Below are 24,335 nucleotides of genomic sequence, written 5' to 3' on the forward strand. Positions count from 1 at the left end.
CTCGCGGCGGCATCACCGGCATCTGACAAACCCCACAGTAGCGGAGGAAAGGGGGAGGGATTGGGCGGGAGAGTGAGCGCGTCAGTGAGCCGTCGTCAAGCAAAATGCGTCACAATGGGGGGCGTGACTGACCGAACTCCCGTAATTGAACCGACCGATCCCGACCTGCTGCTGGACTTCCGCGGCGTGGAATTTCGCCGCGGCGGAAAGACGCTGGTGGGGCCCATCGACTGGAAGGTAGAGCTGGATGAGCGCTGGGTGGTGATCGGCCCGAACGGTGCCGGCAAGACGTCGTTGATTCGGATGGCGGCGGCGCAGGAGTTCCCGTCGAACGGCACGGCGTTCGTGCTCGGAGAGCAAATCGGTAAGACGGACATGCGCGATCTGCGCGCCGTGATCGGTATGACCACCTCCGCGTTGGCGGACCGGGTGCCGGTGGATGAGCGCGTGGAGGACCTCGTGCTCTCCGGCGGCTACGCGGTCGTGGGGCGCTGGCGCGAGGAGTACGACGAGCAGGATTACGAGCAGGTGCACGACGCACTCGACCAGGTCGGCGCTTTCCACTTGCTCGGTCGGCGCTGGGGCACGTTGTCGGACGGTGAGAAGAAGCGCGTCCTCATCGCCCGCGCGATCATGGTCAACCCGGAGCTACTCATCATGGACGAGCCCGGCGCGGGGCTCGACCTGGGTGGCCGGGAGGATCTCGTCGCATACTTGGGTGAGCTCGCGCTCGATCCGGATGCGCCGGCGATCGTGATGATCACGCACCACGTCGAGGAGATTCCGTTCGGTTTCACGCATGCGCTGCTGCTGGACGAAGGTGAGGTCGTCGCGCAGGGGCTCATCGACGACGTGCTCACCGGTGAGAATTTGACCAAGGCGTACCACCAGCCGATCAAGCTGACGAAGGAAGACGGGCGTTTCTTCGCGCGGAGGGAGCGCCGGGGTGGGGCGCACCGTCGATAAGCGGAGGTGAACTGTGCCCACGCGTAATGAAGAGGACATGCTGGGGATCAACTACGGGCGTCTCGCGGCGACCGTGATCCTCGTGCGCGACGGCGCGGCGGGCCTCGAGGTGTGGATGCAGGAGCGCGTGCTCACGATGCGCAATTACCCGGGTATGACCGTCTTTCCGGGCGGCGGCGTGGACATCCGCGATTTCCCGCCGAATCAGGACGAGGCGAAGGAGTTGTGGTCGGGCCGTTCCGCGTCGGACCTGGCGAAGCAGCTCGATGTCAAGCCGCGGCAGGCACACGCGCTCATGTTCGCCGCCGTGCGCGAGCTGTTCGAGGAGACCGGCACGCTTTTGCTTGTCGACGACACCGGCGCCCTCCTCCGCGACGCCCGCCCCTTCCACCACGAGCGAAAACGGCTGGAAAGCCACGAGCTCTCCTTCACGGAACTGCTCGAAGAAACCGGCTTGGATGTCGACGCGACCCTGCTTAAACCGTCCGGCCGCTGGGTAGGCAAGTCGGAAAAGGGCACCTGGTTCGACACATTCACCTTTGTTGCGGAACTGCCCGTCGGCCAGGAACCCGACGTGGCCACCGGCGAGGCAAGCGACGCGAACTGGTTCCCGCCGAGCTTGCTTATCGACGGCTGGCGCCAAGGCCTCGTCCGCTTCGCCCCCTCCACGTGGGCGCAGCTGTACGACATCTCCGAGTTCTCTTCCGTCGACGAGGTGATGGAGCACGTGAAAGGCCTGCCGATCGAGGCCGTCGTGGGCGACCCCGTCGACATTCCGCGCTACGCTGAGCTTTTTGACCGCCAGCCAGTGAACCGGATGGGGAAGAAGTTTGAGCTTTAGCCCCGACGAGGTCCGCTTCCTCGCCGCCCGCGCCGACGACATCGCCCGTGTCGCCGCGAGCGGCGAGATCGCGTTGACCAAGAAATCCGCGATTTCCGACCGCACAGCACTGTCGAAGCTGTTCGGCGAGAACGCCCGCGCCGTGATGGAACTCCTGCAGGCGCGGCAGACGCTCGCTCCGAAGCTCGAGCTGCCCGCCGGTCCCGGTGCCGTCGCTGCCGGTGCCGCCGCTCCCGGTGCTGCTGCTTCCGGCGCCGCCAGTGCCGCGGTTCTCGCTGGTGCCACGGACGTCGCCGGCGCTGCGGGTTTCGCGGGGAATGCCTCGGACTGGCTGGCGGACAGCGATTCCGCACAGCAGGCCACCCCGCTCGCTGTCTCCCAGGTGCGCGCGGAGCGGATCGCCGCGGCGGGGGCTGCGCTGGTGCACGACGTGACATGCTCGATCGGCACCGAGGCACCCGCAGTGATCGCCACCGGGATGGACTGGCTGGGCACGGATCTCGACTACTCGCGGCTGCTGATGGCACGCGCGAACCTCGCGCAGGTGGGTGCGCAAGCTGGCGCGGGCGTGGTGAAAGCGGCGGCTGGGCGAGCATGGGTGGCGCAGGCCGACGCGCTCGCACCTGTGACCACCCCGGCGAGCAGCCCCGGGCCCCGGATCCGCGCGTGTTCGGGCACGGGCTCGCGTCCTGGCCGCGTCATTGTTGCGGACCCCGCGCGTCGGGCGGACGGGCGACGCATCACCGATCCCGCGAAGCTCATCCCGCCGCTACCGGACCTGGTCGACGCGCACCGTGGAGCGGCGATGGCCGTCAAGTGCGCGCCGGGCATCGACTACTCGGACTGGCACGGCCTGGTCAGCGTCGTCAGTGTCGGCGGGGGAGTGAAAGAAGCGTGCCTGTACACCCCTGACTTGGCGGAGCCGGGCCACACCCGGGAGGCAGTGGTGATCCGGGATGAGTTCACGGAGAGGGGGAGGGATGAGGGGGATGGGGTGGACGTCGATAAGCCGCGAAGCTTCATCGTCGAGCCGGACGGCGCCGTGATCCGTGCGGGGCTTGTGCAGCAGTGGGCGGCGCGGCACGACCTGAAGATGTTGGACCCGCACATCGCGTTCCTCACCGGCGACGCGCTGCCGCCGGGGTACTCCGGATTTCCATTCATTGAGGCGGTGCCGTTGAAGAAGCTTCGGCCCGCACTGCAGGCGCACGGCGCGGGGTCAGTGGAGATTCTCGTGCGCGGTGTCGATGTGGACCCTGACCAGCTGCGCAGCAAGCTGAAGCTGAAGGGGAAGCGTCCGATGGGCGTCGCCATCGCGCGCATCGGGGACAGCGCAACAGCGTTCATTTGCGATGCGCGCGTGCGCTAGGCTCGTGTGAGCGAATCTGATAGATGGAAGGTGAAACTTTTATGCCCACCATTGCCGTGCTGGTGAAGAACGTGCCGGATACGTGGTCGACGAAGTCGCTCGAGGCGGACAACACGCTCGACCGCGCGAGCGCCGACAACGTCATCGACGAGATCAACGAGTACGCCGTCGAGGCGGCGCTGCGTCTGCGCGAAGCGGGCGATTACCGCGTCGTCGCCGTCACCATGGGCCCGGAGGGGTGCGAGGAAGCGCTGCGCAAGGCGCTCGCGATGGGTGCGGACGACGCCATTTCGCTTATCGACGACGCCCTCGCCGGCTCCGACTCCATCTCCACCGCGTGGGCGCTGCACAACGTACTGAACACCATCGACGAACTGGCGTTGGTCATTGCCGGCAACCAGTCCTCCGACGGCGGTACCGGCACCCTGGCGGGACTGTTGGCGGAATACCGACAGGTCCCGGCTGTGACACAGGCGCACAACCTGCGCATCGAGGGCGGCGAGATTCTAGCCACCCGCGAGGACGAGCGCGGCACTTGGGAGATCGCGGCGCCGCTGCCAGCCGTGGTGACGGTGACCGAGCAGTCCGACAAGCCGCGCTTCCCCAACTTCAAGGGCATGAAGGCCGCGAAGAAGCACGAGATCACGCGCCTGACCATCGACCGGATCGGTGTCGAGCCGGGCCAGGTCGGCCTGGGCAACTCCGCAACATCCGTGACCAGCGCGTCCGAGGTGCCGCCGCGCGTTGCTGGCGAACTGCTCGAAGGCCCTGCCGACGACATCGCCGCCCAGGTGGTCGAGCAGCTGGCTGCCCGCAACCTTCTTTCCGACCTTCCGCAGCAGAATTAATTAAGGAGCCGATTCCTGATGCACGTATACGTACTGGCAGAGCACACCGGCTCTGAATTGAGCCCGATCACCGGCGAGCTGATCACGGCGGCGAGGGGGCTGGGGGTGGTGTCGGCGGTGGTCGTCGGCAAGCCTGGCGATGCCGAAGCACTCGCACCGTCGCTGGCGGCGCTGGGTGCCGCACAGGTCATCGACGCTTCCGCCGAGGACTACGGCGAGCGACTCGTCCTCCCCGAAGTCGACGCGCTGCAAGCGCTCGGTGCCGCGAACCCGGCTCCGATCGTGATCGCCGCGACCGTGACCGGCAATGAGATCGCCGGCCGCCTCGCCGCGCGCCTCGGTTCCGGCGTGCTCACGAACGTCGTGGGCATCGAGGACAACCGCACCGCCCACCACGAGATCTTCGGCGGCAGCTACACCACCACCGCGATCGCCGGCGGCGAGACCCCGATCTACACCCTGCGTCCGGGCTCCGTGAAGGCCGAGCCGCAGGAGGCTGCCGGCGAGATCGCTCCGATGCCGCTGCCTGCCGCGACCGAGCGCGATGTCCGCGTCACGTCGTTCACGCCGAAGGTCCGCGCCGACCGCCCCGAGCTCACCCAAGCCGCCACCGTTGTCTCCGGCGGCCGCGGTGTCGGTTCGGCGGACGGGTACAAGGAGTACGTGGAGAAGCTTGCCGACGTCCTCGGCGCCGCCACCGGCTCCACCCGCGACATCGTCGACCTGGGCTATGCCGACCCCGAGACCCAGGTGGGGCAGACCGGCGCGACCGTGTCGCCGGACCTGTACATCGCCCTCGGTATCTCCGGCGCGATCCAGCACACCTCGGGCATGCAGACATCCGGCACCATCGTGGCCGTCAACCAGGACCGCGACGAGCCGATCTTCTCCATCGCCGACATTGGAGTCGTGGCGGACATCGAGGAGTTCGTGCCCGAGCTGATCAAGGCTCTCGAGGCACGCCAGGGCTAGCGCAACTGTCTCGATGACGGACGTGACGGACCTGACGGATTCTGCTGCGGCGCGCTATTTCGACCACGCAGCCACCACGCCGATGCGCCAGGTGGCGGTGGACACGTGGGCAGAGCACGCTCACCTGCTCAACCCCGGCGGACAGTACGCGTCGGGCCGCGCCGCCAACGCCGTGCTGGCGCAGGCCCGCGAGACTGTTGCGGAGATTCTCGGCGCAGACCCCGTCGAGGTGATCTTCACCGGCTCCGGCACCGAGGCCGACAACCTCGCGCTCCGTGGCTTCGCCGGGGTGCCGGGTGCCCGCGTCATCTCCACCCCGATCGAGCACCCGGCTGTCCGCGAGACCGTCGCGGACTTGGCCACGTCCGGCGCCGATGTCGAGCTCCTTCCCGTCGGGTCCGATGGCGTCGTGAAGGCGACGGACGCTCTGGACACGCCCGCCGATGTTGCCACCTGCATGTGGGCGAACAACGAGACCGGTGCGATCCAGCCCGTCGAAGAGATCGTCGCCCGTGCTTCCGACGCCGGCACACCCGTCCACGTGGACGCGGTGCAAGTGGTCGGCCACATGCCAGTGGATTTCCACGGACTCGGAGCGACGACGCTGGCCGCGAGTGCCCACAAGTTCGGCGGCCCGCGCGGCGCGGGCATCCTGCTGGCACGGCGGTCTCCGGTGCCTGCCGCGGTACTCACCGGCGGCGGGCAGCAGCGGGGCCTTCGTCCGGGAACCGTCGACGTTGCTACGGCCGCGGCGACGGCGGCAGCATTGAAAGAGGCGGTCGCCGAGATGGATGCGGAGGCGGCGCGTCTCACGCGCCTCCGCGACATGCTTATCGACGGCGCCCTCCACTCCATCCCCAACTCCCGCCCCACCGTCCTCAGTGAATCCGCCGCCGAGCCCCAGTCCGTGCCCGGGTCCGTGTCCGGGTCCGGCGCGCGAGTGTTGCCCGGGCACGCGCACCTGACGTTCCCCGGCGCGAACGGCGACGCGATGATCATGCTGCTGGACACCATGGGCATTGAGGCATCGACGGGGTCGGCCTGCAACAACGGGGTGAATCAGCGCAGTCACGTGCTCGAGGCGATGGGGCTGCCGGACGATCACGTCGACGGGGCCCTCCGTTTCACGCTCGGCAGGACGACGACGGAGGAGGACGTTCAGTTCCTGCTCGGTAGGCTGCCGGAGGTGATTGGGAAGGCGCGGGACGTCGCAAAGCTGTGAAGCTGCGAAGCTGCGAAGGTGTGCAACGCCGAAACGCTTCAACGCCGAAACGCTGCGACGCCGAAACGTGAAAGTGGCGCGCGTGTCGCGTGTGACAGCTGTGACTAGTGTGAGTTACGGTGCGTACCATGACTCGTTCTTTGCGCCCTGCAGCCCTACTCGCGTCCGCAGCCATCGCCTTCGGCGGCATCATGGCGGCCGGCACCGTCAACGCCGACAGTCGCGCCGACTGGGTCAACGGTGTCGACGTGTCCCACCACCAGGACACTGGCGGCGAGGCCATCGCGTGGAACTCGGTGCGCGACGACAACAACCGCTTCGCCATCATCAAGGCAACCGAGGGCACGGATTACACAGACGACGCCTACGCTAAATTCGCGCAGGGCGCCCTGGATTCGGGCCTGACCGTCGGTGCGTACCACTACGCACGTCCTGCGAAGGACCCGGTGGCGCAGGCGACGAACTTCGCCAATGTGCTCAAGACCGGGCCGGCTACGACTCTGCCGCCGGTGCTCGACCTCGAAGTCGATGAAGGCCTCAGTCCCGAGGAGTTGCGCGACTGGACACGCACCTTCCTCACCGAGCTGGAGAACCAGACTGGCCGCCGCCCGATGGTGTACACCTACCGCTACTTCTGGCTCGAGCAGATGGGCAACACCGGCGAGTTCGCCGACTACCCGCTGTGGCTCGCCGCGTACCAGAACAAGGCGCCGGGCCCTGTCGGCGGCTGGGACAAGGTGGACATTTGGCAGCGTTCGGAGTCCGGGCGCGTGGCCGGCATCAACACGCCCGTCGACCTGAACCTGTTCAACGGTAACCACGGCCAGTGGGCGCGCTTCGTCGCCGGCGACCACAATGCTCCCGGCGGCCTGCTCGAGCAGTTCCAGGACAACGAGATCGAAAGCGGCATCGCCGATTCTTTGGCTGTCCTCGAGAAGAACAACAGCGCACTCGCAGCCGCCATCCTGGGGCTCGCCTCCGGTGTTCTCGCGCCGCAGCAAGTGGAGGGCGCCGCCGAGACCTTCGGCTTCGACGCCGGCGACGCGCACAACATCGCAGACACCGCACGCATCCAGATCGAGAACGGCACACTGCCTATCGACGACCTCAACAACATGATGGTCGGCGACAACTATTCCGTCGGCGACCTGCTCATCCTTTTGGACAACGCCAACAAGGCCAGTGGCGGCGCCGGCCAGGGGTCGAGCCAGTAAGCATCTGCGCCCGGGCCCGGGCCGGCTGCAGTAGCCGGCGGAGCGAGTCATGTCTGAAAATTAGCTCGCTGGCTCGTCTTGCCTCGGCGAGGCGGACGCGGCCATGTCGCGCGCCCACGCGTCGCCCTTGAAATGCGCCGGCACCCCACCCCCGAGCAACCTTCTGGTCAGCTCGGGGGTCTCGCATATCTCGGCGGCGGATCCGAGAAGGATGATGTTGCCGTAGCGCCGGCCTTTCAGCATCGGCGGGTCGGCGATGGCGGCGAGGTGGGGGAAGACTTCTGCCATTCCGGCGAGTTCCTCGCGCGCCTCCTGCAGGTCGCCGCGGGCACCGCAGTTGGCGACATAAAGGCCGTCTGACGAGAGGGAGCGGAGGCAGGAGCGGTAGAAGGGGAGCGTCGTCAAGCTGCGCGGCGTTGTCGCGGACTCGAAGACATCGCGGATGATCACGTCGCGCGATGCGTCGACGAAGCTGTCGCTGACCTCGCGCGCGTCGCCCACGCGGATCTTCACTAGCGGGGAGCGCGGGATGTCGAATTTCTCCCGCGCGAGCTGCGCCAGGTCCATGTCCCACTCGACGACTGTGTTCCGCGAATGCGGCCAGATGTGCGCAAAATAGCGCGGCAGCGAGCACCCCGCACCCCCGAGGTGCGTCAACCGCGGCTTTTCCCACGCGCGGGTCTCCTCGACGGCAGCCGCGATCCAGCGCATGTACTCGAAATCCAGCCGTTCCGGTTTGCCCGGCACGATGTGGGAGCTGGGCACACCGTTGACCATCAGAAGCATCGACCCGTCCGGCTCGTGGATGATTTCGGCGATGCCGGTGTCGATCTCGTGAATTTCACTGTCATGGGCCATAGAGGCTGAGACTACAGACGAACGTCCGTTTTCCGTAGATAGGTCACTGCCGCCAACCAGCCGACGAATGTGAACGCAGCCGAAATGAAGAGAACCTGAGCCGCTGTACCGAAGGTAAGCGCGTGGGCGTCGGCGACCGATGTACTGCCCAGCCACAACGTATCGGTCAGCAGAGCAGGTGGGAGGGTGAATCGGATAACTGGGGCTCCCGCGGCGAGTACACCGAAAGAGATAATGCTGCCGATCAAAGCGATTGCTACTGGGCCAGCGAAATTGCGGATGACCATGGACAGAAGAGACTGCCAGGCTGCAACAGCTGTTGCAGGGAGGAGCGCGAGCGCAGCCACAAGGAGGAGGTCTCGAGGCGGGGCACCGGGAAGCCCGAGTGATTTTCCTCCGACCACAGCGAAAATGACGAGTGCTGTGTGCATCGTTGCGGTGGCCAATGTGATCGCCCCGATCTTCGCAGCGATCAAACTTCCGGCGGACTGGGTCGAGGTGAGGAGGCAGAGCCAGTTGTGTCCGCGGTGCTCAACGCGCCACGCGGCAGAGGCGATGATCGCGATTCCTGCCGCCATGAACAGCATCCCGTAGAAGAGCATGATTTGGGAGAGGTAACTGTCCCAGCCTTCGGAGAGCTGTTCTCGGTTCCCGGCGTAATTTCCTGCACCGATCACAACCGCGATGAGTGGAACGAGCGTGATCACTGTCCACAGGTGCGACCGGCGAAATTTGAGCAGATCGTTGCGCAATAGCTCCATGGTTTAAAGCTCCTTCCGGTTAAGAGCGCGTGTAGCCGCAGTGAAGACTGCTGCGGAGACAAAGAGGTAGCAAGCCCACGCAATCCAATGAGGGGAGACCTGCTCTATGCCCGATTCGGCGAAAGTGAACGGGGTGAGCATGGAGAAGTAGCCGAAGGGATTGATCGCAGCCAGCCATGTCGGGGAAAGTAGCGCAGCGATGCCGAGGAAGCCTCCGACAATTCCGACTGCGAGGACAGCGATCTGGGATTCGGTCGCGGCCGCGAGCCACAGCATGACTGCGAGCATGGCGCAGCTCGTCCCCGTTGCGCCCAGGCCGAAAACGGACCAGGTTGTGAGCATGTCTGCATCAGGCGCAGCGGCTCCCGCGACGATCGGCAGGACGAGCACTGCCACGAATTCAACGATCTTGAGCGCAACCACGAACACTCCAGTCACGATGAATTTGCGCACGATCAGTGTGCCCGGCCCCGTTCCAGCAACAGCATTGAGACGCCAGCCGCCGTTCGCATGCTCGGCGTCAACTGCGCGGCTTGCGATGAGCGCCAACTGCAGGGGCGACAGAAACGCCAAGGCCATGCAGAATCCGACGAGGTGCCCACCCCACGAACCGTGCGGGTCCGCCCGGAATTCCTCGAGGTGGCCGCCCGCGAACAGATTCATGCTGGTGAACAGGATGATGCCCGCGGACAGAGCTAGTCCCAACAGCGCGACTTTCGAGTGGCGCAGTTTCGCGATTTCGACCATCATGCGCTCAGCCCCTCCCTTCCGGTCAGGCCGATGAAGATCTCTTCAAGGCTGCGGCGCTTGCGCACCACCTGGTGCAGGGGAACACCATGGCTGACGAGATGCGTGCATACTTCGGCGACCTGCTCGTCGGTCAAGCCGCTCAGCTCAACACCGCCGGCCGTCTCAGCTGGGTTCAGCGGCGCGAGCAACTCGGCAGCAAGGCGGGCAGACGGGGTCTGGATGTAGAGGTCGGGCAACTGGGCGTCGTAAAGCTGCTGCTGGGAGCCTTGGAACACCATCCGGCCGCGGTCGATGATGGTCAGGTGGGATGCCATCTTCTCAATCTCCGACAACAAGTGGCTGGAGACGAGGACAGTGCGGCCCTCATCGCGGGCGAGACTGACGATCAGCTCTCGGATCTCTTCGATGCCGGCGGGGTCGAGGCCGTTGGTGGGCTCGTCCAAAATCAAGAGGCGCGGATCACGCACGAGCGCCATGGCGATTCCCAGGCGCTGCTTCATCCCCAGAGAGTAGTTCTTGACCAGCTTGTCCATGTGGTTGCCCAAGCGCACGAGCTCGACCGCGTGCCGGGCATTTGCCGGGTCCGCGTCGAAGAGACGCGACGCAATCTTCATGTTTTCCGCGCCTGTCAGGTGCGGGTACGCGGAAGGGGCCTCGATGAGCGATCCGACACCGGCGAGGACTTGTGCGCGTGTATCGCGGTTCATCGGGTGCCCGAGCATGCTGATCTCGCCGCTGGTGGGAGTGACTAGCCCCAACAGCATCTTCATGGTGGTGGATTTGCCTGAGCCATTCGGGCCAAGCAGACCGTGCACGGTGCCCGCCGCGACGTCGAGGTCGAGCGAGTCGACGACGGTGGTCTTGCCGTAGGTCTTAGTCAACCCTGTGGTCCTGATTATCGATGGTGTGTCCATGCCTTCGAGGTTCCCGCAGGGTGGGGGCAGTTCGCGTCGCCGTCGGGAATGATTTCTGGACTGGTACCCGGGTTTGACGTCAGGGCGCGTTCCAGCTAGGAATCAAGCAAATCCGACCGCTCAACGAGCCCGGTGCGGTACGCGAATAAGGCGGCGTGCACCCGGTCGCGAGAATTCGTTTTCGCGAGAACTCGTCCGACGTGGGTTTTGACCGTGGGCATCGAGATGAACATTCGCTCAGCGATCTCCGTGTTCGTCCATCCGCGGCCGACAGCGACGAGGACCTCAGTTTCCCGCTCGGTCAGTTCGTCCAATGCGAGACGATCGGCGGGGGAGACTGGCACGGTTTGTTCAGGGGTCGAGCTCAGCTTTGCCACGATCCGGTTCGTCGCCCGCGGCGAAATCACTGCATCGCCGGCCGCGACGGTGCGGATCGCCTCGAGAAGCGTGTCGGGCTCAGCGTCTTTGAGTAGGAACCCACTCGCCCCGGCGCCGAGACCGCCCATGACATAGTCTTCGTCATCAAAAGTGGTCAAAATGATCACCCTCGCGCCGGGGAAGCGCTGGGTGAGCTGGCGGGTAGCGGCGATGCCGTCGAGCACCGGCATCTGAATGTCCATGAGCACGATGTCGGCTGGCTCGCTGTTCATGGCGTCGAGTGCATCTGAACCGTTTGCGGCGAGCCAGCAGACCTCCAAGTCGGGTTGAGAGTCGATCACCGCGCGAATGCCGTGAAGGAATAGCGGCTGGTCGTCGGCCAGTCCCACCCTGTGCATGGTCATGGCTCGACCCTATCGTTTCGGTGCAGGGGCAACCGTGCTTCAGTCACCCAGGTGTGGTTGTTGGAGGGTGCGGCGGTAACGGAGCCGTCGATAAGCGATGCGCGTTCCTGCATGCCGTGCAGACCGTGGCCTGGGTGCAGTGAGCGCTCGGAGCCCGGCGCGAAGCAATTGGACACGCGGAGTAGAACTTCATGCGGTCTCCAGTCCACCGCGAGCTCGGCGTGTCCGTTGCCGTGCTTGAGGGCGTTGGTCAGTGCTTCTTGCACGATGCGATGAATGGTCAGCGTCGTGCCGGCATCCAGGACATCAGGTTGAGCTCCGCGGACCTCGTATTCGATGTCGAGCCCGCCCGCGCGACTGTTGGCGATCAACGAATCGATGTCGAGCTCGGCCACCAGCGGCTCGACTGTGCGGGACTCAGGTCCCCGCAGAAGACCGACGACGCCGCGCATTTGGCGTAAGGATTCGCGGCCGACCGTGCTGATTGTGCGCAGTGCCTCGTCGGGCGAGGAACCGTAACGTGCGCCGTCGGCCTGGGCGACAATGACCGTGAGCGAATGGGTGACAATGTCGTGGATCTCCCGCGCCAAGTGAGCGCGCTGTTCCGCCGCGGCGCGTTCGAACTCCTCGCGTTGACGCTCCAGCTGCTGACGTACTTCCTTTGCGGCTGTTTCCTCCGCGCGTCGGCGCAGCTCGCCGGTGAGGAATGCGACCACGAGCAGTGTGACGCTCCAGGCGATATACGGTGCACGTTGGGCCATAGGCAGGGCTGACAGCGTCGGGTTGATGAAGGTCGTCGCCACGACATCGCCTGCGAAGAGGACGGCTGCGGCAAGGTAGCGCATGGGCGACCGCACATGCCGGGTGAGCACGTAGGCGGAAAGCATTGCGATTCCGATGGCCCCAGTCGGAAGGGTCGTTGCAAGAGCACTGGCTGCGAGCACAATTGCACAGACCGCCACCGTCGCGAGCGGCCACCGCCTGCGGGTGAATGGTGCGGCGATGGAGCACGCAATGAGAGCCGCGTCGATAGCGCTGAATCCCGCCGCGAGCGGGCTGAACAGGCTGAAAACCACGAGCGCGCACGCCATACCCGCGTCTCGGTACACGGCGGAAGAGGCGCGTACGCGGGTACCTAGTTCATCACTCATGACTGGCAAGGGTAATTTCTGGGCGGAGGAAATACGTCGTACCGGGGTATCACTGTTGCCGTGCCGAAGACGCATTTTCCGTCCTCGGCTTCCACGACTACACTCACGCCACGTGCGAGTTCTGGCAGCAATGAGCGGCGGCGTCGATTCCTCTGTGGCGGCGGCGCGTCTTGTCGATGCCGGCCACGACGTCGTCGGCGTCCACCTCGCCTTGTCGAAGGACGCGCAGCAGACCCGCGAGTCCGCGCGCGGATGCTGCTCGCTGGAGGACTCCGCCGACGCGCGCCGCGTGTGCGACAAGCTGGGCATTCCGTTCTACGTGTGGGATTTCTCCGACCGCTTCAAAGAAGACGTCATCGACGATTTCGTGGACAGCTACGCGCGCGGCGAGACCCCCAACCCGTGCTTGCGCTGCAACGAGAAGATCAAGTTCGCGGCACTGCTCGAACGCGCCGTCACGCTCGGCTTCGACGCGATCGCGACAGGGCACTACGCGCTTATCGACGACGCCGGCAACCTCCGCCGCTCCACCGACTCCAACAAGGACCAGTCCTATGTTCTCGGTGTGATGACTCGCGACGAGCTGGACCGCTGCATATTCCCGGTGGGCGACACCGAGAAGCCGCAGATCCGCGAGGAAGCCGCCGCCCATGGTTTCTCCACCGCGTCGAAGCCGGACTCCTACGACATCTGCTTCATTCCGGACGGCAACACCCAGGCGTTCCTGGGCAAGTCGATTGGGCTGCGGCCCGGCATGATCGTCGATCAGGACGGTGCCGAACTCAAGGAGCACGACGGGGCATTCCAGTACACGATCGGCCAGCGCAAGGGATTGAACATCCGGGTGCCCGCTGCCGACGGCCAGCCGCGCTACGTCACGGACATCGACGCAGCGACCGGCACTGTCACAGTCGGGCCGCGCGCCGCGCTCGACGTGACCACGATTCACGCCGACCGCCTCAAGGTTCTCCACCCCGCGATGGACGGCGACTTCGACGCGCACGTGCAGATCCGCGCTCACGGCGGAGTCATGTCGTGCCGTGCACGCGTCGACCGTGACTCCGACAACGGTGGCTCGATGACGCTGGAACTCTCCGAGCCGCTCTCCGGCGTCGCCCGCGGCCAGGCTGCTGTGCTGTACCTCCCGGACCCGGACGGCCAAGGAGACATCGTCCTGGGGTCCGGCACGATCTGCGGCACTGATTAGTAGTGAGCAGTACTGGGCTGTACTAGGCAGGACGAAGTAGTTCGGCGCGGCGCGCCCGCTATCATCGCTGACGTGAACGAGCACCTCACCTGGACCAACCCATTGGCGCTGCCGTGGCGTATCGGGCTGCTCTGTGTGGTTGCGCTCATCGCTGTCGGCGTCGTGGCAGGGATGGCCACGGGCGGCGTGCACACGTGGATCGGTATTCTCCTGCTCTTGGTCATTGCGGCGGCGACGACGGTGGTGCACCGGATCGGCACCTTCATCATGGTCTCAGGCGACACGCTGCGTTTCGGCCGGTACCCGCACCCGCAGCACGAGGTCCCGCTTGGGAACATCACCGCCGTCAGTGTCGAGGAACTGCCGGAGCACCACCGCACCGCGCGTCCCTTCGGCGCACTCGCCGACGCCGCAGATCCCACGACGTCCGTCGTGGACGTGAATGGTTCCGCTCACGCTGTGACGCTTTCGCTTACCGACGGCCGCACCGTCAAGATCGGCACCGGCCCCCACCTCGCGAATGCCGAGGGGTTCGTGGCCGCACTCCGGAAGAAGCACAGGGGGATTCGTGGCTGATTCGACCACTCGCGAGCCGTATCCGCCGACGGCCTTCGGACTCGGACCGCTTCCGGGGACGGATCTCACCGCTGCGGCGGACGTCGTGCTCTCCGAAAGTCCGGTGCCCCACATTCCGCAACTGCCCGCACGTGGCGCGGGTTCGGACCTCATCGGGCGGACAGCCGCGTTGCTGCCGCTCAATCTCGATATCGGCCCGCGCTCGTGGCGAGTCACCCGCCGCCCGCAGTTGGCCACCATGCGTGCCCGCGACCAGTTCGAACGCGACCTAGACGCGCTCGAGGAGCTGTGGGCGGGAAAGCTCGCAGCGGATTCGGTGCTCAAGGTGCAGCTCGTCGGGCCGTGGACGCTCGCAGCCCAACTGGAGATGGGAAACGGCCACCGCATGCTCACCGACAGGGGAGCCACGCGGGATATCGCCGAAGCCCTGGAGTATGCGGTGGGGGAGCATCGGAGGGACGTCGAGAAGCGGTTCGGAGTGAATACGCTGTTGCAGCTCGACGAGCCGTCGTTACCCGCCGTGCAACGCGGCGACGTGAAGGGCGCGACCGATTACGAGGAGATTCCCTCGGTGCCCGACGAGCGTGTGCTGGAGGTGCTCGGGCAGTTCGGCGGCCACCTGCTGAACAGTCCGGAGCCGCTATACGGCGCCGACTGGTTCACTGTGGACCCTGCCGGTTCGATCGACCTCGACGCATTCGCAGGCGCGCTCGACCGGGGTGCCCGCATCGCCGTGCCCGTCATGGAGCCGCGCGAGGTGTTCGACCTCTTCGACAGACTGCAGATAGACCCGGCGGAGACCACGATCGACGTGTGCGCGCAGACCGGGCCGACGCTCATGGCTACGGCTAGAAACTACCGCGCCGCGGCAGAAATGGCAGATGCCTTGAAGTCCGATAGCTAACCCTTATTTCACCTAGGCTGGGGGTATGAGCACTGGTGACCGAGAACTGAAGTGGGAGAAGAAAAACAACACGTGGTGGCTGTCCCTACTCGCCGCAGTGATGATGGCGGTGGCGATGTCGTTCATCTTTGAGGGGGCACTCGGCATCGCGATCGGCATCAGTCTCGGCATCCCGTTCCTCTTCCTCGGTGAGACCTATTCTGCGGCCATTGACGGGGAGACTCTCGAGTACCGCGACGGGGAGGACCCGGCGACCATGCCGCTGGCAGAGGTCGCGGCAATGACGCAGGAGCCGGCGTCCGGCGCTCTCCTCATCGAGCGCACCGACGGAGCGACGCTGACTATCGGCTCGGCAGGGGACAACGACGGCGTCGCGGACTTCGTTTCACAGGCGCAGAAATTCGTGCACCACGTGTAACGGCACGCCCGGTAGAGACGGTCTAGCTGATCATCGGCCAGGCGGTGGCGATGCCGGATGTGTCGCGGCCGCGGGATTCGCAGTATTTGCGGAAGTCCGTCTGAATCTCAAAATTCTTGACGGCTTGGAATTCCATCAGTTCGTCGAGCTCCTTCTCGGCGAGCTCGGGCCAGACCTTCTTCACCTGCTTCCACGCGATGCGGGCGGCGGCCATGGCATCGGCGGTGGCTTCGTGGGCGTTTTCCAACTGGACACCGTAATAGTCGGACAGCGCACCCAGGTTGCGCTTGCCGCCTTTGCGGTAGCGGTCCATGGCGCGGTCGATGAGGAGGGGGTCGTACACAGGCCCGGTCACAGTGAAATCTCCGGTCAAGGCACGCAGCACAGTCAGGTCGTACGGGGCGTTGAACACGATCAGGGTGAAGCCTTCGTCCCACGCCTGCTTGATGGTCTCCACGGTCTCCCGCAGGACGTCGTCGTGCGGGCGGCCTTCGGCGCGGGCTTTCTCGGTGGAAATGCCGTGGATCGCGGCGGCCTGTGGCGGGATCTCCACACCGGGGTCGGCGAGGTGCTCGGTGGCGGAGACAGAGGAGCCGTCGATACGCACGAGTGCCGAGGTCACGATGCGGGCCTCCCGCGGGTTCGCCGACGTTGTCTCCAGGTCGAAGGAGAGCATCCGGGAGGCGTCGAAAGTTGGCATGCCCATCATTCTAATGAGCACCGCGACACGTCTTCGCGCAATGTGCTTGACCTTGCCCCGACGGCAACGTTCACACTGTGAGCATGGGCGATTACACGATCGGAGAGGCCGCCGCGATGCTCGGAGTGACCACTAAGGCACTGCGGCATTGGGAGACGCTCGGCTTGCTCGAGCCGCGGCGCACGTCGGCGGGATACCGCACGTACGGCGACGCCGATATCGAGCGTGGGGCGGCGATCGCGCTTTACCGCGGCGTCGGTGTCCCACTCGATACCATTGCGCGGCTTATCGACGCCCCCTCCCACACCCTCCGCACCGCCCTCGCCCGTCACCGCGCCGAACTGGCTGCGCAACTGCATGCAGTGGCCGAGCAGCTCGACGTGGTGGATGCCTTGATAGAGCAGACTGAGAAAGGACACATCGACATGGACGCGATGAAGAAGTACCTCGGCGACGAAATGCCGGAATACCAGGCGGAAGCCGAAGAGCGCTGGGGCGATACCGCTGAGTGGGCGCAATCCCAGGAGAAGCTCGCGCACATGGGGGAGGACGACTTCGCCCAGCTGCAGCGCGAGCAGGATGCGTTCGCCGATGACCTGGTTGCCGCGCGCGATGCCGGGGTCGAGGCCGGCTCGGACGAAGCCGAGGCACTGGTTGCACGCCACCGCGAGATGATCGGGCAATGGTACGACGTCACCCCAGCCCGCCAGCTCATCCTGGCGCGCATGTACGTCGGAGACGAGCGTTTCCACGATGCGTACAACGGGGCGCAGGAGTACTTGCTGGGGATCGTCGAAAAGCATGCTGCTGCCCAGGGGGTGGATACTGCGAATCCGCAGTGGTGATGCCGCTGTCCTCTAAAGTGGGGCAGCGTGACTGAGAACAACGGCAGCATCGACAAGGACCTGCTCCGCGAGTGGACCGACCTGGCCAAGGACGTCCGCCACCACCGGGACCTGTACTACAACGGCGATCCGGTGATCACCGACGCGGAGTTCGACGAGATGTTCCGCGCGTTGCAGAAGCTGGAGGACGAGCACCCTGAGCTCGCGGTGCCGGATTCTCCGACGAAGGAGGTCGGCGCCCCGCCGACGAGCGCCGGGTTCGCGGACGTGGAACACCTCGAGCCGATGACCAGCCTGGACAACGTCTTCTCCGCCGACGAGCTCGCCGAGTGGCTGGCCAAGACACCGGGGCCGTACCTGACGGAGCTGAAGATCGACGGGCTGTCGATCGACCTGGTGTACGAGAACGGCACGCTCACCCGGGCTGCCACCCGCGGCGACGGGCGAGTCGGCGAGGACATCACCGCCAACGCGAAGGTGATCGAGGATATCCCGCACCAGCTGACGGGAGACGCGCCGGCGCTGCTCGAGGTCCGCGGCGAGGTGTTCATCCGCCCCGAGGACTTCCCGGAGCTCAACGAGCTGCGCCAAAAGGAGGGCGGAAAGCCGTTCGCTAATCCGCGCAACACGGCGGCGGGCGGTCTACGGCAGAAAGACCCGGAGGCTGTGCGCAAGCGCAAGCTCCACATGATCTGCCACGGCATCGGCGCGCGCGAAGGCGTCGAGTTCGACTCGCAGCACGACGCGTACGAGAAGCTCGCCGCGTGGGGCCTGCCGGTCAGCGAGTACACCAAGCGCGCGGAGACAGCCCAACAGGTGCAGGAGGCCGTGACTTACTGGGCGGACCACCGCCACGACGCGGTCCATGAGATGGACGGCGTGGTGATCAAGGTCGACGACTTGGGTGCGCAGCGTCAGCTCGGGTTCACGTCGCGGGCGCCGCGCTGGGCGATCGCGTACAAGTACCCGCCGGAAGAAGTGACCACGAAGTTGCTGGACATCGAGGTCTCCATCGGCCGCACGGGCCGCGCGACGCCGTACGCGATCATGGAGCCGGTGTTCGTGTCCGGTTCGACGGTGTCGATGGCCACGCTGCACAACCAGACAGAGGTCAAGCGCAAGGGCGTGCTCATTGGCGACACGGTCGTGGTGCGCAAGGCTGGCGAGATCATTCCGGAGGTGCTCGGTCCCGTGGCCGATCTGCGCGACGGAACGGAGCGCGAATTCGTCTTCCCCGAGAACTGCCCGGCGTGCGGCACGACACTCGCCCCCGCGAAGGAAGGCGACGCGGACTGGCGTTGCCCGAACACCCGCTCGTGCCCGGCGCAGCTCGGCGCGCGCTTGGAGTACATCGCATCGCGCGGGGCGTTCGACATCGAGGCGCTCGGCGAGAAAGGCGCGCACGACCTCATCGCGTCGGGCGTGCTTATCGACGAATCCACCCTCTTCGACCTCACCCCCGAAGACCTGGAAAAATCCAGCGTCTACACCACCCAGAAGGGTGCGGTGAATGCTTCCGGCAAGAAGCTTCTGAGCAACTTGCAGGAGAAGAAGAACACCGAGTTGTGGCGGGTGCTGGTGGCGCTGTCGATCCGCCACGTCGGACCGACAGCTGCGCGCGCGTTGGCGGCCCGCTACAAGTCGATGGACGCGCTTCGCGCCGCCACGGTCGAAGAGCTCGCGGAGACCGACGGAGTGGGCACCATCATCGCGGAGTCTTTCAAAGACTGGTTCGGGGTGGACTGGCACGCGGAGATCGTGGATAAGTGGGCTGCTGCAGGCGTGACCATGGAGGACTCGGCTGAAGACGCGGCACCCCAGACCCTCGACGGGCTCACTGTCGTGGTGACCGGCACGCTGGAGAATTTTTCCCGCGACAGCGCCAAGGAAGCGATTCTGTCGCGCGGCGGAAAAGCGTCGGGCTCGGTGTCGAAGAAGACCGATTACGTCGTCGTCGGCGAGAACGCCGGTTCCAAGGAACAAAAGGCCCGGGACTTGGGCATCACGATTCTGGACGAAGCCCAGTTCGAGCAGCTGCTCGAGACCGGGGAAGTCTAGCCGGAAAGTCCAGTCGGGAAGTCCAGCCGGGGAGCTACCGCACGAGGGCACCGACAATCGTGCCCAGGTCGCCGATGTGGGTGACCTCCGAGGCCAAGAAGTCGGGGCCACCGGTGCGGCCGACGACCATGTACAGGCCGGTCGTGCCTAGGGGAGTGACGGCCAAGGTGGAATCGAGGAGCCACCAGGCTTCGGGCACCCACGTATCGGAGTCGTCGCGGAGGATGCGGGCCTCGGAGACGTCGATAAGCTTGGGTGCGGAACCGTCGTCTCCGGGTGCTGCCTGGGATGCGGCGACGCGCTCGCTGCCCTCGCCCGTGTCGCGGAGCACGACTGCCCACGAGGAAGTCAAGGCCAGCGGCATGACGGAGACGAGCTCCTGCATCGCGGCGGGGAGGTCGCGGACCTGGTTGGCCACGCGGGCGAGCATCTGCACTTGCTCGCGGCGGTCGACCCGGCCGGTGAACGGGCGGATCGAATCGACCTCGACTCCCTCGACGGACGCGGCTGCGGTGATCAGCGAATCGACCATCGTGCCGGTGGGCAGCTCAACCACAATGTCGTCGGTGACCATTGCTCCGTCATCGGTGAACGTGGTCTCCACGATGTCCACCGACTGAATATTCGCGTCGACCATGCCGAACGCCTCGGCGAGCTCACCGAGGCTGCCGGGGGTGTCGGGAAGGACCACGCGGATCAGGTAGGACATCTCGTCTCATCTCGTTGAAAGTCGTTGAGTGTGCTGCCGTAGTATAAGGGCGTTGAAGACTGTACCCAAGGATTTTAAGAAGGTGGGACAACGTGGCTGAAGCCTCAGGAATCTCCCGTGAGGAGGTCGCGGGCATCGCGCGGTTGGCGCGCATCGCCGTCAGCGACGAGGAACTGGACCAGCTCGCAGGTCAACTGGACACCATCGTGGAGGCTGTCTCCGCGGTGCAGGCAGTGGACACGGACGGCATCGAGCCGATGAGCCACCCGCACAGCGTCGAAGCCGCAATGCGCGAGGACGTGCAGCGCACCACCCTCACCCAGGAGCAGGCGCTCGACCAAGCGCCCGAGGTTGAGGACAACCGCTTCATGGTTCCGCAGATCCTGGGGGAGGAGGACTAATGACCGACTACACCATTCCCGCAGACGGGCTGACCAGCCTGCCGGCGCACGTGCTGGCGGAGAAGATCCAGGCCGGTGAGGTGACCTCCCGCGAGGTCACCCAAGCGTTCCTGGACCGCATCGCGGAGACTGACGAAACGATCGGCGCGTTCCTCCACGTCGGCGCCGAGGAGGCGCTGAAGACAGCAGACGAGGTGGACAAGCAGGTCGCGGAGGGTCACGAGCCCGCGTCGCCGCTGGCGGGTGTGCCGCTGGCGCTGAAGGACCTCTTTGTCACCACCGACGCACCGACGACCGCCGCATCGAAGATGCTCGAGGGCTACATGAGCCCCTACGACGCGACGATCGTGACCAAGATCCGCGAGGCCGGCATTCCGATCCTGGGCAAGACGAACCTGGACGAATTCGCCATGGGTTCCTCGACGGAGAACTCCGCCTACAAGGTCACCCGCATGCGCGAGAGATCGGAAGAGCGTCGTGTAGGGAAAGAGTGTAGATCTCGGTGGTCGGCGTATCATTAAAAAAGATAAATACCTCGCGGGCAAGGACGAGGTCGAGCACGTGAACTTCGCGGGCCTGCCGGATTCGCCGCACTACGCGACGAAGGAGAAGCTCGGCCTGAAGTACACCGGTNCCTGGACCAGTGCGGCCCCTGCGCGAACAACGTGCTGGATACCGCGCTGCTGCACGAGGTCATCTCCGGCCACGACGAGTTCGACGCCACCAGCGTCGACCGCCCGGTCAGCCCCGTTGTCGCCGCGGCCCGCGAGGGCGCGTCCGGCGACCTCACGGGAGTGAAGGTAGGCCGCGTGAAGCAGTTCGGCGGGGAGGGAACGCAGGACGGGGTGGCGGAAGCCGTCGATAAGGCGATCGCGCAACTGGAATCCCAGGGCGCGGAGATCGTCGAGGTCGACTGCCCGAATTTCGCGCACGTCATGGGCGCGTACTACATCATCCAGACCTCCGAGGTCAGCTCGAACCTCGCGCGTTTCGACGGCATGCGTTACGGCCAGCGCGCCGGCGACGACGGCAAGCACTCCGCTGAGGACGTCATGGCGCTCACCCGTGGCGAGGGCTTCGGCGACGAGGTGAAGCGTCGCGTCATCCTGGGCACCTACGCCCTGTCCGTCGGCTACTACGACGCGTACTACCTGCAGGCTCAGCGCATCCGCACCCTCGTGGCGCAGGACTTTGCCCAGGCCTTCGAGCAGGTGGACATCATCGCTGGCCCTGCGACGCCGACTACGGCGTTCAAGCTCGGCGACAAAGTCGACGACCCGCTGGCAATGTACAACTTCGACCTGTTCACGCTGCCGCTGAACCTCGCTGGCCTGCCGGGCATGTCCGTTCCGGCGGGCACCGCGTCCGACACGGGTCTGCCGGTCGGCCTGCAGCTCATCGCACCGGCGTTCGCCGACGAGCGCCTTTACCGCGTGGCCGCCGCTTTTGAAGCCCGCCGTTAACCCTTGGAATACCCTCGCAGCCCTCGCTGCAGGGTATTTTCTGGTTCTGATCGACCAGGGCTTCATGCCCGTGATCACGCCGCTGCTGCCTTTCGACGTCGGCAACGCCGTCTGGCTCACCAGCGTGTACCTGCTGTGCACCGTCGCCCCCATGCCGGCGACCGGCAGGCTCGGCGATGCCTTCGGGCAGCGCCGCGTTTTCCTCATCGGGCTGGCCGTTTATGTTGCGGCGCTCGTGTTCGCGGGCGCGTCGTGGTCGTTCGGCTCTCTGGTTGCGGCGCGCGGCCTGCAGGGCTTCGGCGCGGCTGTGTTCCTGCCGCAGGCCTTCGGACTCATCCCGCGGGTGTTCGGCGAGGACACACAAGGCCGTGCCTTCGCGGCGTGGGGCGTGATTGGATCGGTGGCATCCCTCATTGGACCTGTCGCCGGCGGCGCCATCGCGGATTTCTCCGGGTGGCGCGCGGCGTTCTTCGCTCAGGCCGGTCTCGGTGCGGTGGCGTTGGCTGCAGGCCTTGCCGCGCTACCGCAGCTCGCGACGGGGGAGCAGCGCGTGCACCTGCTGCCGGTCCTGTTGTCCTTCGGCGGACTGGGGTGCCTCGTGTACGGCATCCAGTTCGGGCAGTGGCTCAGCATTGTGCTGGGCGTGATCTTCCTCGCTTTGCTGGTTACCGCGGCGCGCAACGGCGAGGACCACGGTTTCCTGCCCCTCGAGCTCGTCCGCGACCGTTCCTTCGCGCTCGGCGCCGTGGGTGTCGCCGCAATGGGCTTCACCGTGGCGTCCATGTTCATCCCGTTGATGTACTGGCTGCAGACAGTGGCCGGTGCGTCGCCGACGGCATCCGGTCTCGTCACTGCGCCAATGTCAGTGTTCGCGCTGCTGCTCACCCCTGTAGCCGGCTATCTCACGGACCGCCGGGACCCTGGGAAGCTGTGCGTCGCCGGTTTCGCGGTGTGCGCGGCCGGGCTAGGCCTCGCCATCGCACTCATCGCGGCGGACGCGGGCGTGTGGTGGTTCACGGCTGTCACGTCGCTCCTCGGCATCGGCGGCGCGTTCGTGTGGGCACCGAATGCCGCAGTGACTATGCGCGGCATCGCGGAGAGCCAGACCGGCGCAGCGTCGGGCCTGTACAACACCGCACGGCAAGTGGGCAGCGTGCTCGGCGTTGCGCTGGTGGGCACGGTGTTGGCAGCCGGGCCGATCGAGGCGACCGCGGGCACCGCGCTCGCGCTGCCGCTGGGTGCGATGCTCGTCGGCGCAGCTGCGTCGGTGCCGCTGCGGGCCCGCGTCGCGGCTGTCTGAAGCCTCCCTGAACGCACGCGCGAACCTGCGACTCCGGACAGCGTCACGCAATCGCGCTAGTCTGGGAGACATGCGTCTTGCCACACTCACCTCCGGCGGCGATTGCCCCGGCCTCAACGCTGTCATCCGCGGCATCGTCCGCACCGCGAGCTCCGAGTACGGCTCCACGGTGGTCGGGTACCAAGACGGCTGGGTGGGTCTCATGGAGGACCTGCGCCAGGACCTGTACGACGACGCCTTCATCGACTCGATTCTGCTTCGCGGCGGCACCATCTTGGGCACGGGCCGTTTGCACCCGGACAAGTTCAAGAGCGGTATCGACCAGATCAAGGCGAACCTCGAGGACGCCGGTATTGACGCGTTGATTCCGATCGGCGGCGAGGGCACCCTCAAGGGCGCGAAGTGGCTCTCCGACAACGGTATTCCCGTCGTCGGTGTGCCCAAGACGATCGATAACGACGTCAACGCGACGGACTACACCTTCGGCTTCGACACCGCGGTGTCGGTGGCCACCGACGCGATCGACCGCCTGCACACCACCGCCGAGTCCCACAACCGCATCCTCATCGTGGAGGTCATGGGCCGCCACGTCGGCTGGATCGCGCTGCACGCGGGTATGGCTGGCGGCGCGCACTACACGGTCATCCCGGAGGATCCCTTCGACATCGAGGACATCTGCAAGGCCATGGAGCGCCGCTTCCAGATGGGCGAAAAGTACGGCATCATCGTTGTCGCCGAGGGCGCGGTGCCGAAGGAAGGCACGATGGACGCGGGTCTCGGGAAAGAAGACGAGTTCGGCCACAAGACCTTTACGGGCATGGGCCAGATCATCGGCGACGAGATTCACCGTCGCTTGGGCTACGACGTGCGCACGACGGTGCTCGGCCACACACAGCGCGGCGGAACGCCGACGGCGTACGACCGCGTTTTGGCCACCCGTTACGGTGTCCACGCGGCGCACGCCGCGCACGAGGGCAAGTTCGGCACCACGGTGGCGCTGCGCGGCGAAGACATCACCCTTGTTCCGCTTGAGGACGCAGTGGAGAACTTGAAGCGCGTTCCGGACTACCGGATCAAGACCGCGCGCGCCATGTTCGGTTAAAATC

The 24,335-nt window shown here is 65.8% G+C and carries 24 protein-coding genes and 2 pseudogenes; 18 read left to right on the forward strand and 8 right to left on the reverse strand.

Annotation, left to right across the window (positions count from 1 at the left end; translation table 11 throughout):
- The first annotated feature begins 114 nt into the window (after nucleotides 1-114).
- The 7 genes from CZ338_RS02215 to CZ338_RS02245 all read left to right on the forward strand — a co-directional run bounded on the left by CZ338_RS02215 (nucleotide 115) and on the right by CZ338_RS02245 (nucleotide 7,432).
- The gene (locus tag CZ338_RS02215; protein WP_087116629.1) at nucleotides 115-966 is read left to right on the forward strand and encodes an ABC transporter ATP-binding protein; all 852 of its coding nucleotides are present in this window, start codon (nucleotides 115-117) and stop codon (nucleotides 964-966) included.
- Nucleotides 967-979: 13 nt separating this feature from the next.
- Complete coding sequence (locus CZ338_RS02220; protein ID WP_235839394.1) at nucleotides 980-1,807, forward strand: NUDIX hydrolase; 828 nt, start codon at nucleotides 980-982, stop codon at nucleotides 1,805-1,807.
- Nucleotides 1,797-3,176 carry a THUMP-like domain-containing protein gene (locus CZ338_RS02225; protein WP_235839395.1) on the forward strand — a complete coding sequence of 460 codons (1,380 nt, stop codon included), beginning with the start codon at nucleotides 1,797-1,799 and terminating at the stop codon, nucleotides 3,174-3,176. Before CZ338_RS02220 ends, CZ338_RS02225 begins: the two co-directional genes overlap by 11 nt.
- A gap of 41 nt (nucleotides 3,177-3,217) precedes the next feature.
- The gene (locus CZ338_RS02230) at nucleotides 3,218-4,024 is read left to right on the forward strand and encodes an electron transfer flavoprotein subunit beta/FixA family protein (protein ID WP_087116633.1); all 807 of its coding nucleotides are present in this window, start codon (nucleotides 3,218-3,220) and stop codon (nucleotides 4,022-4,024) included.
- A 15-nt stretch (nucleotides 4,025-4,039) separates the two neighbouring features.
- Entirely contained in the window at nucleotides 4,040-4,996 is a 957-nt protein-coding gene (locus CZ338_RS02235) for an electron transfer flavoprotein subunit alpha/FixB family protein (RefSeq protein ID WP_087116635.1), read from the forward strand.
- Nucleotides 4,997-5,009: 13 nt separating this feature from the next.
- Nucleotides 5,010-6,218 (forward strand): cysteine desulfurase family protein, encoded by a 1,209-nt coding sequence (locus CZ338_RS02240; protein WP_087116637.1) that lies wholly within the window; start codon nucleotides 5,010-5,012, stop codon nucleotides 6,216-6,218.
- A gap of 128 nt (nucleotides 6,219-6,346) precedes the next feature.
- Nucleotides 6,347-7,432 carry a glycoside hydrolase family 25 protein gene (locus CZ338_RS02245; protein WP_087116640.1) on the forward strand — a complete coding sequence of 362 codons (1,086 nt, stop codon included), beginning with the start codon at nucleotides 6,347-6,349 and terminating at the stop codon, nucleotides 7,430-7,432.
- A 60-nt stretch (nucleotides 7,433-7,492) separates the two neighbouring features.
- Here CZ338_RS02245 and CZ338_RS02250 read toward each other — a convergent pair whose 3' ends face one another.
- From CZ338_RS02250 to CZ338_RS02275, 6 genes are all read right to left on the reverse strand, one after another.
- Nucleotides 7,493-8,290: a spermidine synthase gene (locus CZ338_RS02250; protein WP_087116641.1), complete on the reverse strand. Its 798-nt coding sequence runs from the start codon at nucleotides 8,288-8,290 to the stop codon at nucleotides 7,493-7,495.
- Between the two features lie 11 nt (nucleotides 8,291-8,301).
- A complete protein-coding gene (locus CZ338_RS02255; protein ID WP_087116643.1) occupies nucleotides 8,302-9,051 on the reverse strand; it encodes an ABC transporter permease in 750 nt (249 codons plus the stop codon).
- A 3-nt stretch (nucleotides 9,052-9,054) separates the two neighbouring features.
- Nucleotides 9,055-9,801, reverse strand: a complete 747-nt coding sequence (locus tag CZ338_RS02260) for an ABC transporter permease (RefSeq protein WP_087116645.1) — start codon at nucleotides 9,799-9,801, stop codon at nucleotides 9,055-9,057.
- Nucleotides 9,798-10,682, reverse strand: coding sequence for an ABC transporter ATP-binding protein (locus tag CZ338_RS02265; RefSeq protein ID WP_235839396.1), 885 nt, complete (start codon nucleotides 10,680-10,682; stop codon nucleotides 9,798-9,800). Before CZ338_RS02265 ends, CZ338_RS02260 begins: the two co-directional genes overlap by 4 nt.
- A 128-nt stretch (nucleotides 10,683-10,810) precedes the next feature.
- The gene (locus CZ338_RS02270; RefSeq protein WP_204211817.1) at nucleotides 10,811-11,497 is read right to left on the reverse strand and encodes a response regulator; all 687 of its coding nucleotides are present in this window, start codon (nucleotides 11,495-11,497) and stop codon (nucleotides 10,811-10,813) included.
- Nucleotides 11,494-12,648 carry a histidine kinase gene (locus CZ338_RS02275; RefSeq protein WP_162287289.1) on the reverse strand — a complete coding sequence of 385 codons (1,155 nt, stop codon included), beginning with the start codon at nucleotides 12,646-12,648 and terminating at the stop codon, nucleotides 11,494-11,496. Before CZ338_RS02275 ends, CZ338_RS02270 begins: the two co-directional genes overlap by 4 nt.
- Before the next feature lie 112 nt (nucleotides 12,649-12,760).
- Here CZ338_RS02275 and mnmA point away from each other — a divergent pair, with 112 nt between their 5' ends.
- The 4 genes from mnmA to CZ338_RS02295 all read left to right on the forward strand — a co-directional run bounded on the left by mnmA (nucleotide 12,761) and on the right by CZ338_RS02295 (nucleotide 15,753).
- The gene (gene mnmA, locus CZ338_RS02280; RefSeq protein WP_087116651.1) at nucleotides 12,761-13,855 is read left to right on the forward strand and encodes a tRNA 2-thiouridine(34) synthase MnmA; all 1,095 of its coding nucleotides are present in this window, start codon (nucleotides 12,761-12,763) and stop codon (nucleotides 13,853-13,855) included.
- A 72-nt stretch (nucleotides 13,856-13,927) separates the two neighbouring features.
- Nucleotides 13,928-14,431, forward strand: a complete 504-nt coding sequence (locus CZ338_RS02285) for a hypothetical protein (RefSeq protein ID WP_087116653.1) — start codon at nucleotides 13,928-13,930, stop codon at nucleotides 14,429-14,431.
- The gene (locus tag CZ338_RS02290) at nucleotides 14,424-15,335 is read left to right on the forward strand and encodes a uroporphyrinogen decarboxylase/cobalamine-independent methonine synthase family protein (RefSeq protein WP_087116655.1); all 912 of its coding nucleotides are present in this window, start codon (nucleotides 14,424-14,426) and stop codon (nucleotides 15,333-15,335) included. Before CZ338_RS02285 ends, CZ338_RS02290 begins: the two co-directional genes overlap by 8 nt.
- Before the next feature lie 25 nt (nucleotides 15,336-15,360).
- Nucleotides 15,361-15,753, forward strand: a complete 393-nt coding sequence (locus CZ338_RS02295; protein ID WP_087116657.1) for a hypothetical protein — start codon at nucleotides 15,361-15,363, stop codon at nucleotides 15,751-15,753.
- Nucleotides 15,754-15,775: 22 nt separating this feature from the next.
- Here CZ338_RS02295 and CZ338_RS02300 read toward each other — a convergent pair whose 3' ends face one another.
- A complete protein-coding gene (locus CZ338_RS02300) occupies nucleotides 15,776-16,453 on the reverse strand; it encodes a 3'-5' exonuclease (RefSeq protein ID WP_087116798.1) in 678 nt (225 codons plus the stop codon).
- An 83-nt stretch (nucleotides 16,454-16,536) separates the two neighbouring features.
- Here CZ338_RS02300 and CZ338_RS02305 point away from each other — a divergent pair, with 83 nt between their 5' ends.
- Nucleotides 16,537-17,298 (forward strand): MerR family transcriptional regulator, encoded by a 762-nt coding sequence (locus tag CZ338_RS02305; protein ID WP_087116659.1) that lies wholly within the window; start codon nucleotides 16,537-16,539, stop codon nucleotides 17,296-17,298.
- A gap of 48 nt (nucleotides 17,299-17,346) precedes the next feature.
- Complete coding sequence (gene ligA, locus CZ338_RS02310) at nucleotides 17,347-19,356, forward strand: NAD-dependent DNA ligase LigA (RefSeq protein WP_087116799.1); 2,010 nt, start codon at nucleotides 17,347-17,349, stop codon at nucleotides 19,354-19,356.
- 34 nt (nucleotides 19,357-19,390) lie between these two features.
- On the opposite strand, the gene CZ338_RS02315 is transcribed toward ligA, so the two are convergent.
- Complete coding sequence (locus CZ338_RS02315; RefSeq protein WP_087116661.1) at nucleotides 19,391-20,065, reverse strand: ACT domain-containing protein; 675 nt, start codon at nucleotides 20,063-20,065, stop codon at nucleotides 19,391-19,393.
- A 92-nt stretch (nucleotides 20,066-20,157) separates the two neighbouring features.
- On the opposite strand from CZ338_RS02315, the gene gatC reads away from it, so the two are divergent.
- The 5 genes and pseudogenes from gatC (at nucleotide 20,158) to CZ338_RS02335 (ending at nucleotide 24,331) form a co-directional block, all read left to right on the forward strand.
- Nucleotides 20,158-20,466, forward strand: coding sequence for an Asp-tRNA(Asn)/Glu-tRNA(Gln) amidotransferase subunit GatC (gatC, locus tag CZ338_RS02320; RefSeq protein ID WP_087116663.1), 309 nt, complete (start codon nucleotides 20,158-20,160; stop codon nucleotides 20,464-20,466).
- Nucleotides 20,466-20,918, forward strand: a pseudogene (locus tag CZ338_RS11355) (amidase family protein); the annotation flags it as partial. The gene gatC and the pseudogene CZ338_RS11355, both read left to right, overlap by 1 nt.
- A gap of 180 nt (nucleotides 20,919-21,098) precedes the next feature.
- Nucleotides 21,099-21,929 (forward strand): annotated as a pseudogene (locus tag CZ338_RS11360) (amidase family protein); the annotation flags it as partial.
- Nucleotides 21,913-23,229: an MFS transporter gene (locus CZ338_RS02330; RefSeq protein WP_087116665.1), complete on the forward strand. Its 1,317-nt coding sequence runs from the start codon at nucleotides 21,913-21,915 to the stop codon at nucleotides 23,227-23,229. The pseudogene CZ338_RS11360 and the gene CZ338_RS02330, both read left to right, overlap by 17 nt.
- A 70-nt stretch (nucleotides 23,230-23,299) precedes the next feature.
- Nucleotides 23,300-24,331 (forward strand): ATP-dependent 6-phosphofructokinase, encoded by a 1,032-nt coding sequence (locus CZ338_RS02335; protein ID WP_087116667.1) that lies wholly within the window; start codon nucleotides 23,300-23,302, stop codon nucleotides 24,329-24,331.
- The last annotated feature ends 4 nt before the right edge of the window (nucleotides 24,332-24,335 follow it).

The organism is Corynebacterium urinipleomorphum, from assembly GCF_900155535.1.
Classification (GTDB): Bacteria; Actinomycetota; Actinomycetes; order Mycobacteriales; family Mycobacteriaceae; genus Corynebacterium; species Corynebacterium urinipleomorphum.

Bases quoted from the DNA above. Each gene is read 5' to 3' on its own strand.
- CZ338_RS02215 (WP_087116629.1), top strand. From the start codon at position 115: ATGGGGGGCGTGACTGACCGAACTCCCGTAATTGAACCGACCGATCCC.
- CZ338_RS02230 (WP_087116633.1), top strand. From the start codon at position 3,218: ATGCCCACCATTGCCGTGCTGGTGAAGAACGTGCCGGATACGTGGTCG.
- CZ338_RS02240 (WP_087116637.1), top strand. From the start codon at position 5,010: ATGACGGACGTGACGGACCTGACGGATTCTGCTGCGGCGCGCTATTTC.
- CZ338_RS02245 (WP_087116640.1), top strand. From the start codon at position 6,347: ATGACTCGTTCTTTGCGCCCTGCAGCCCTACTCGCGTCCGCAGCCATC.
- CZ338_RS02250 (WP_087116641.1), bottom strand. From the start codon at position 8,290: ATGGCCCATGACAGTGAAATTCACGAGATCGACACCGGCATCGCCGAA.
- CZ338_RS02255 (WP_087116643.1), bottom strand. From the start codon at position 9,051: ATGGAGCTATTGCGCAACGATCTGCTCAAATTTCGCCGGTCGCACCTG.
- CZ338_RS02260 (WP_087116645.1), bottom strand. From the start codon at position 9,801: ATGATGGTCGAAATCGCGAAACTGCGCCACTCGAAAGTCGCGCTGTTG.
- CZ338_RS02270 (WP_204211817.1), bottom strand. From the start codon at position 11,497: ATGACCATGCACAGGGTGGGACTGGCCGACGACCAGCCGCTATTCCTT.
- CZ338_RS02275 (WP_162287289.1), bottom strand. From the start codon at position 12,648: ATGAGTGATGAACTAGGTACCCGCGTACGCGCCTCTTCCGCCGTGTAC.
- CZ338_RS02295 (WP_087116657.1), top strand. From the start codon at position 15,361: ATGAGCACTGGTGACCGAGAACTGAAGTGGGAGAAGAAAAACAACACG.
- CZ338_RS02300 (WP_087116798.1), bottom strand. From the start codon at position 16,453: ATGCCAACTTTCGACGCCTCCCGGATGCTCTCCTTCGACCTGGAGACA.
- CZ338_RS02305 (WP_087116659.1), top strand. From the start codon at position 16,537: ATGGGCGATTACACGATCGGAGAGGCCGCCGCGATGCTCGGAGTGACC.
- CZ338_RS02315 (WP_087116661.1), bottom strand. From the start codon at position 20,065: ATGTCCTACCTGATCCGCGTGGTCCTTCCCGACACCCCCGGCAGCCTC.
- CZ338_RS02335 (WP_087116667.1), top strand. From the start codon at position 23,300: ATGCGTCTTGCCACACTCACCTCCGGCGGCGATTGCCCCGGCCTCAAC.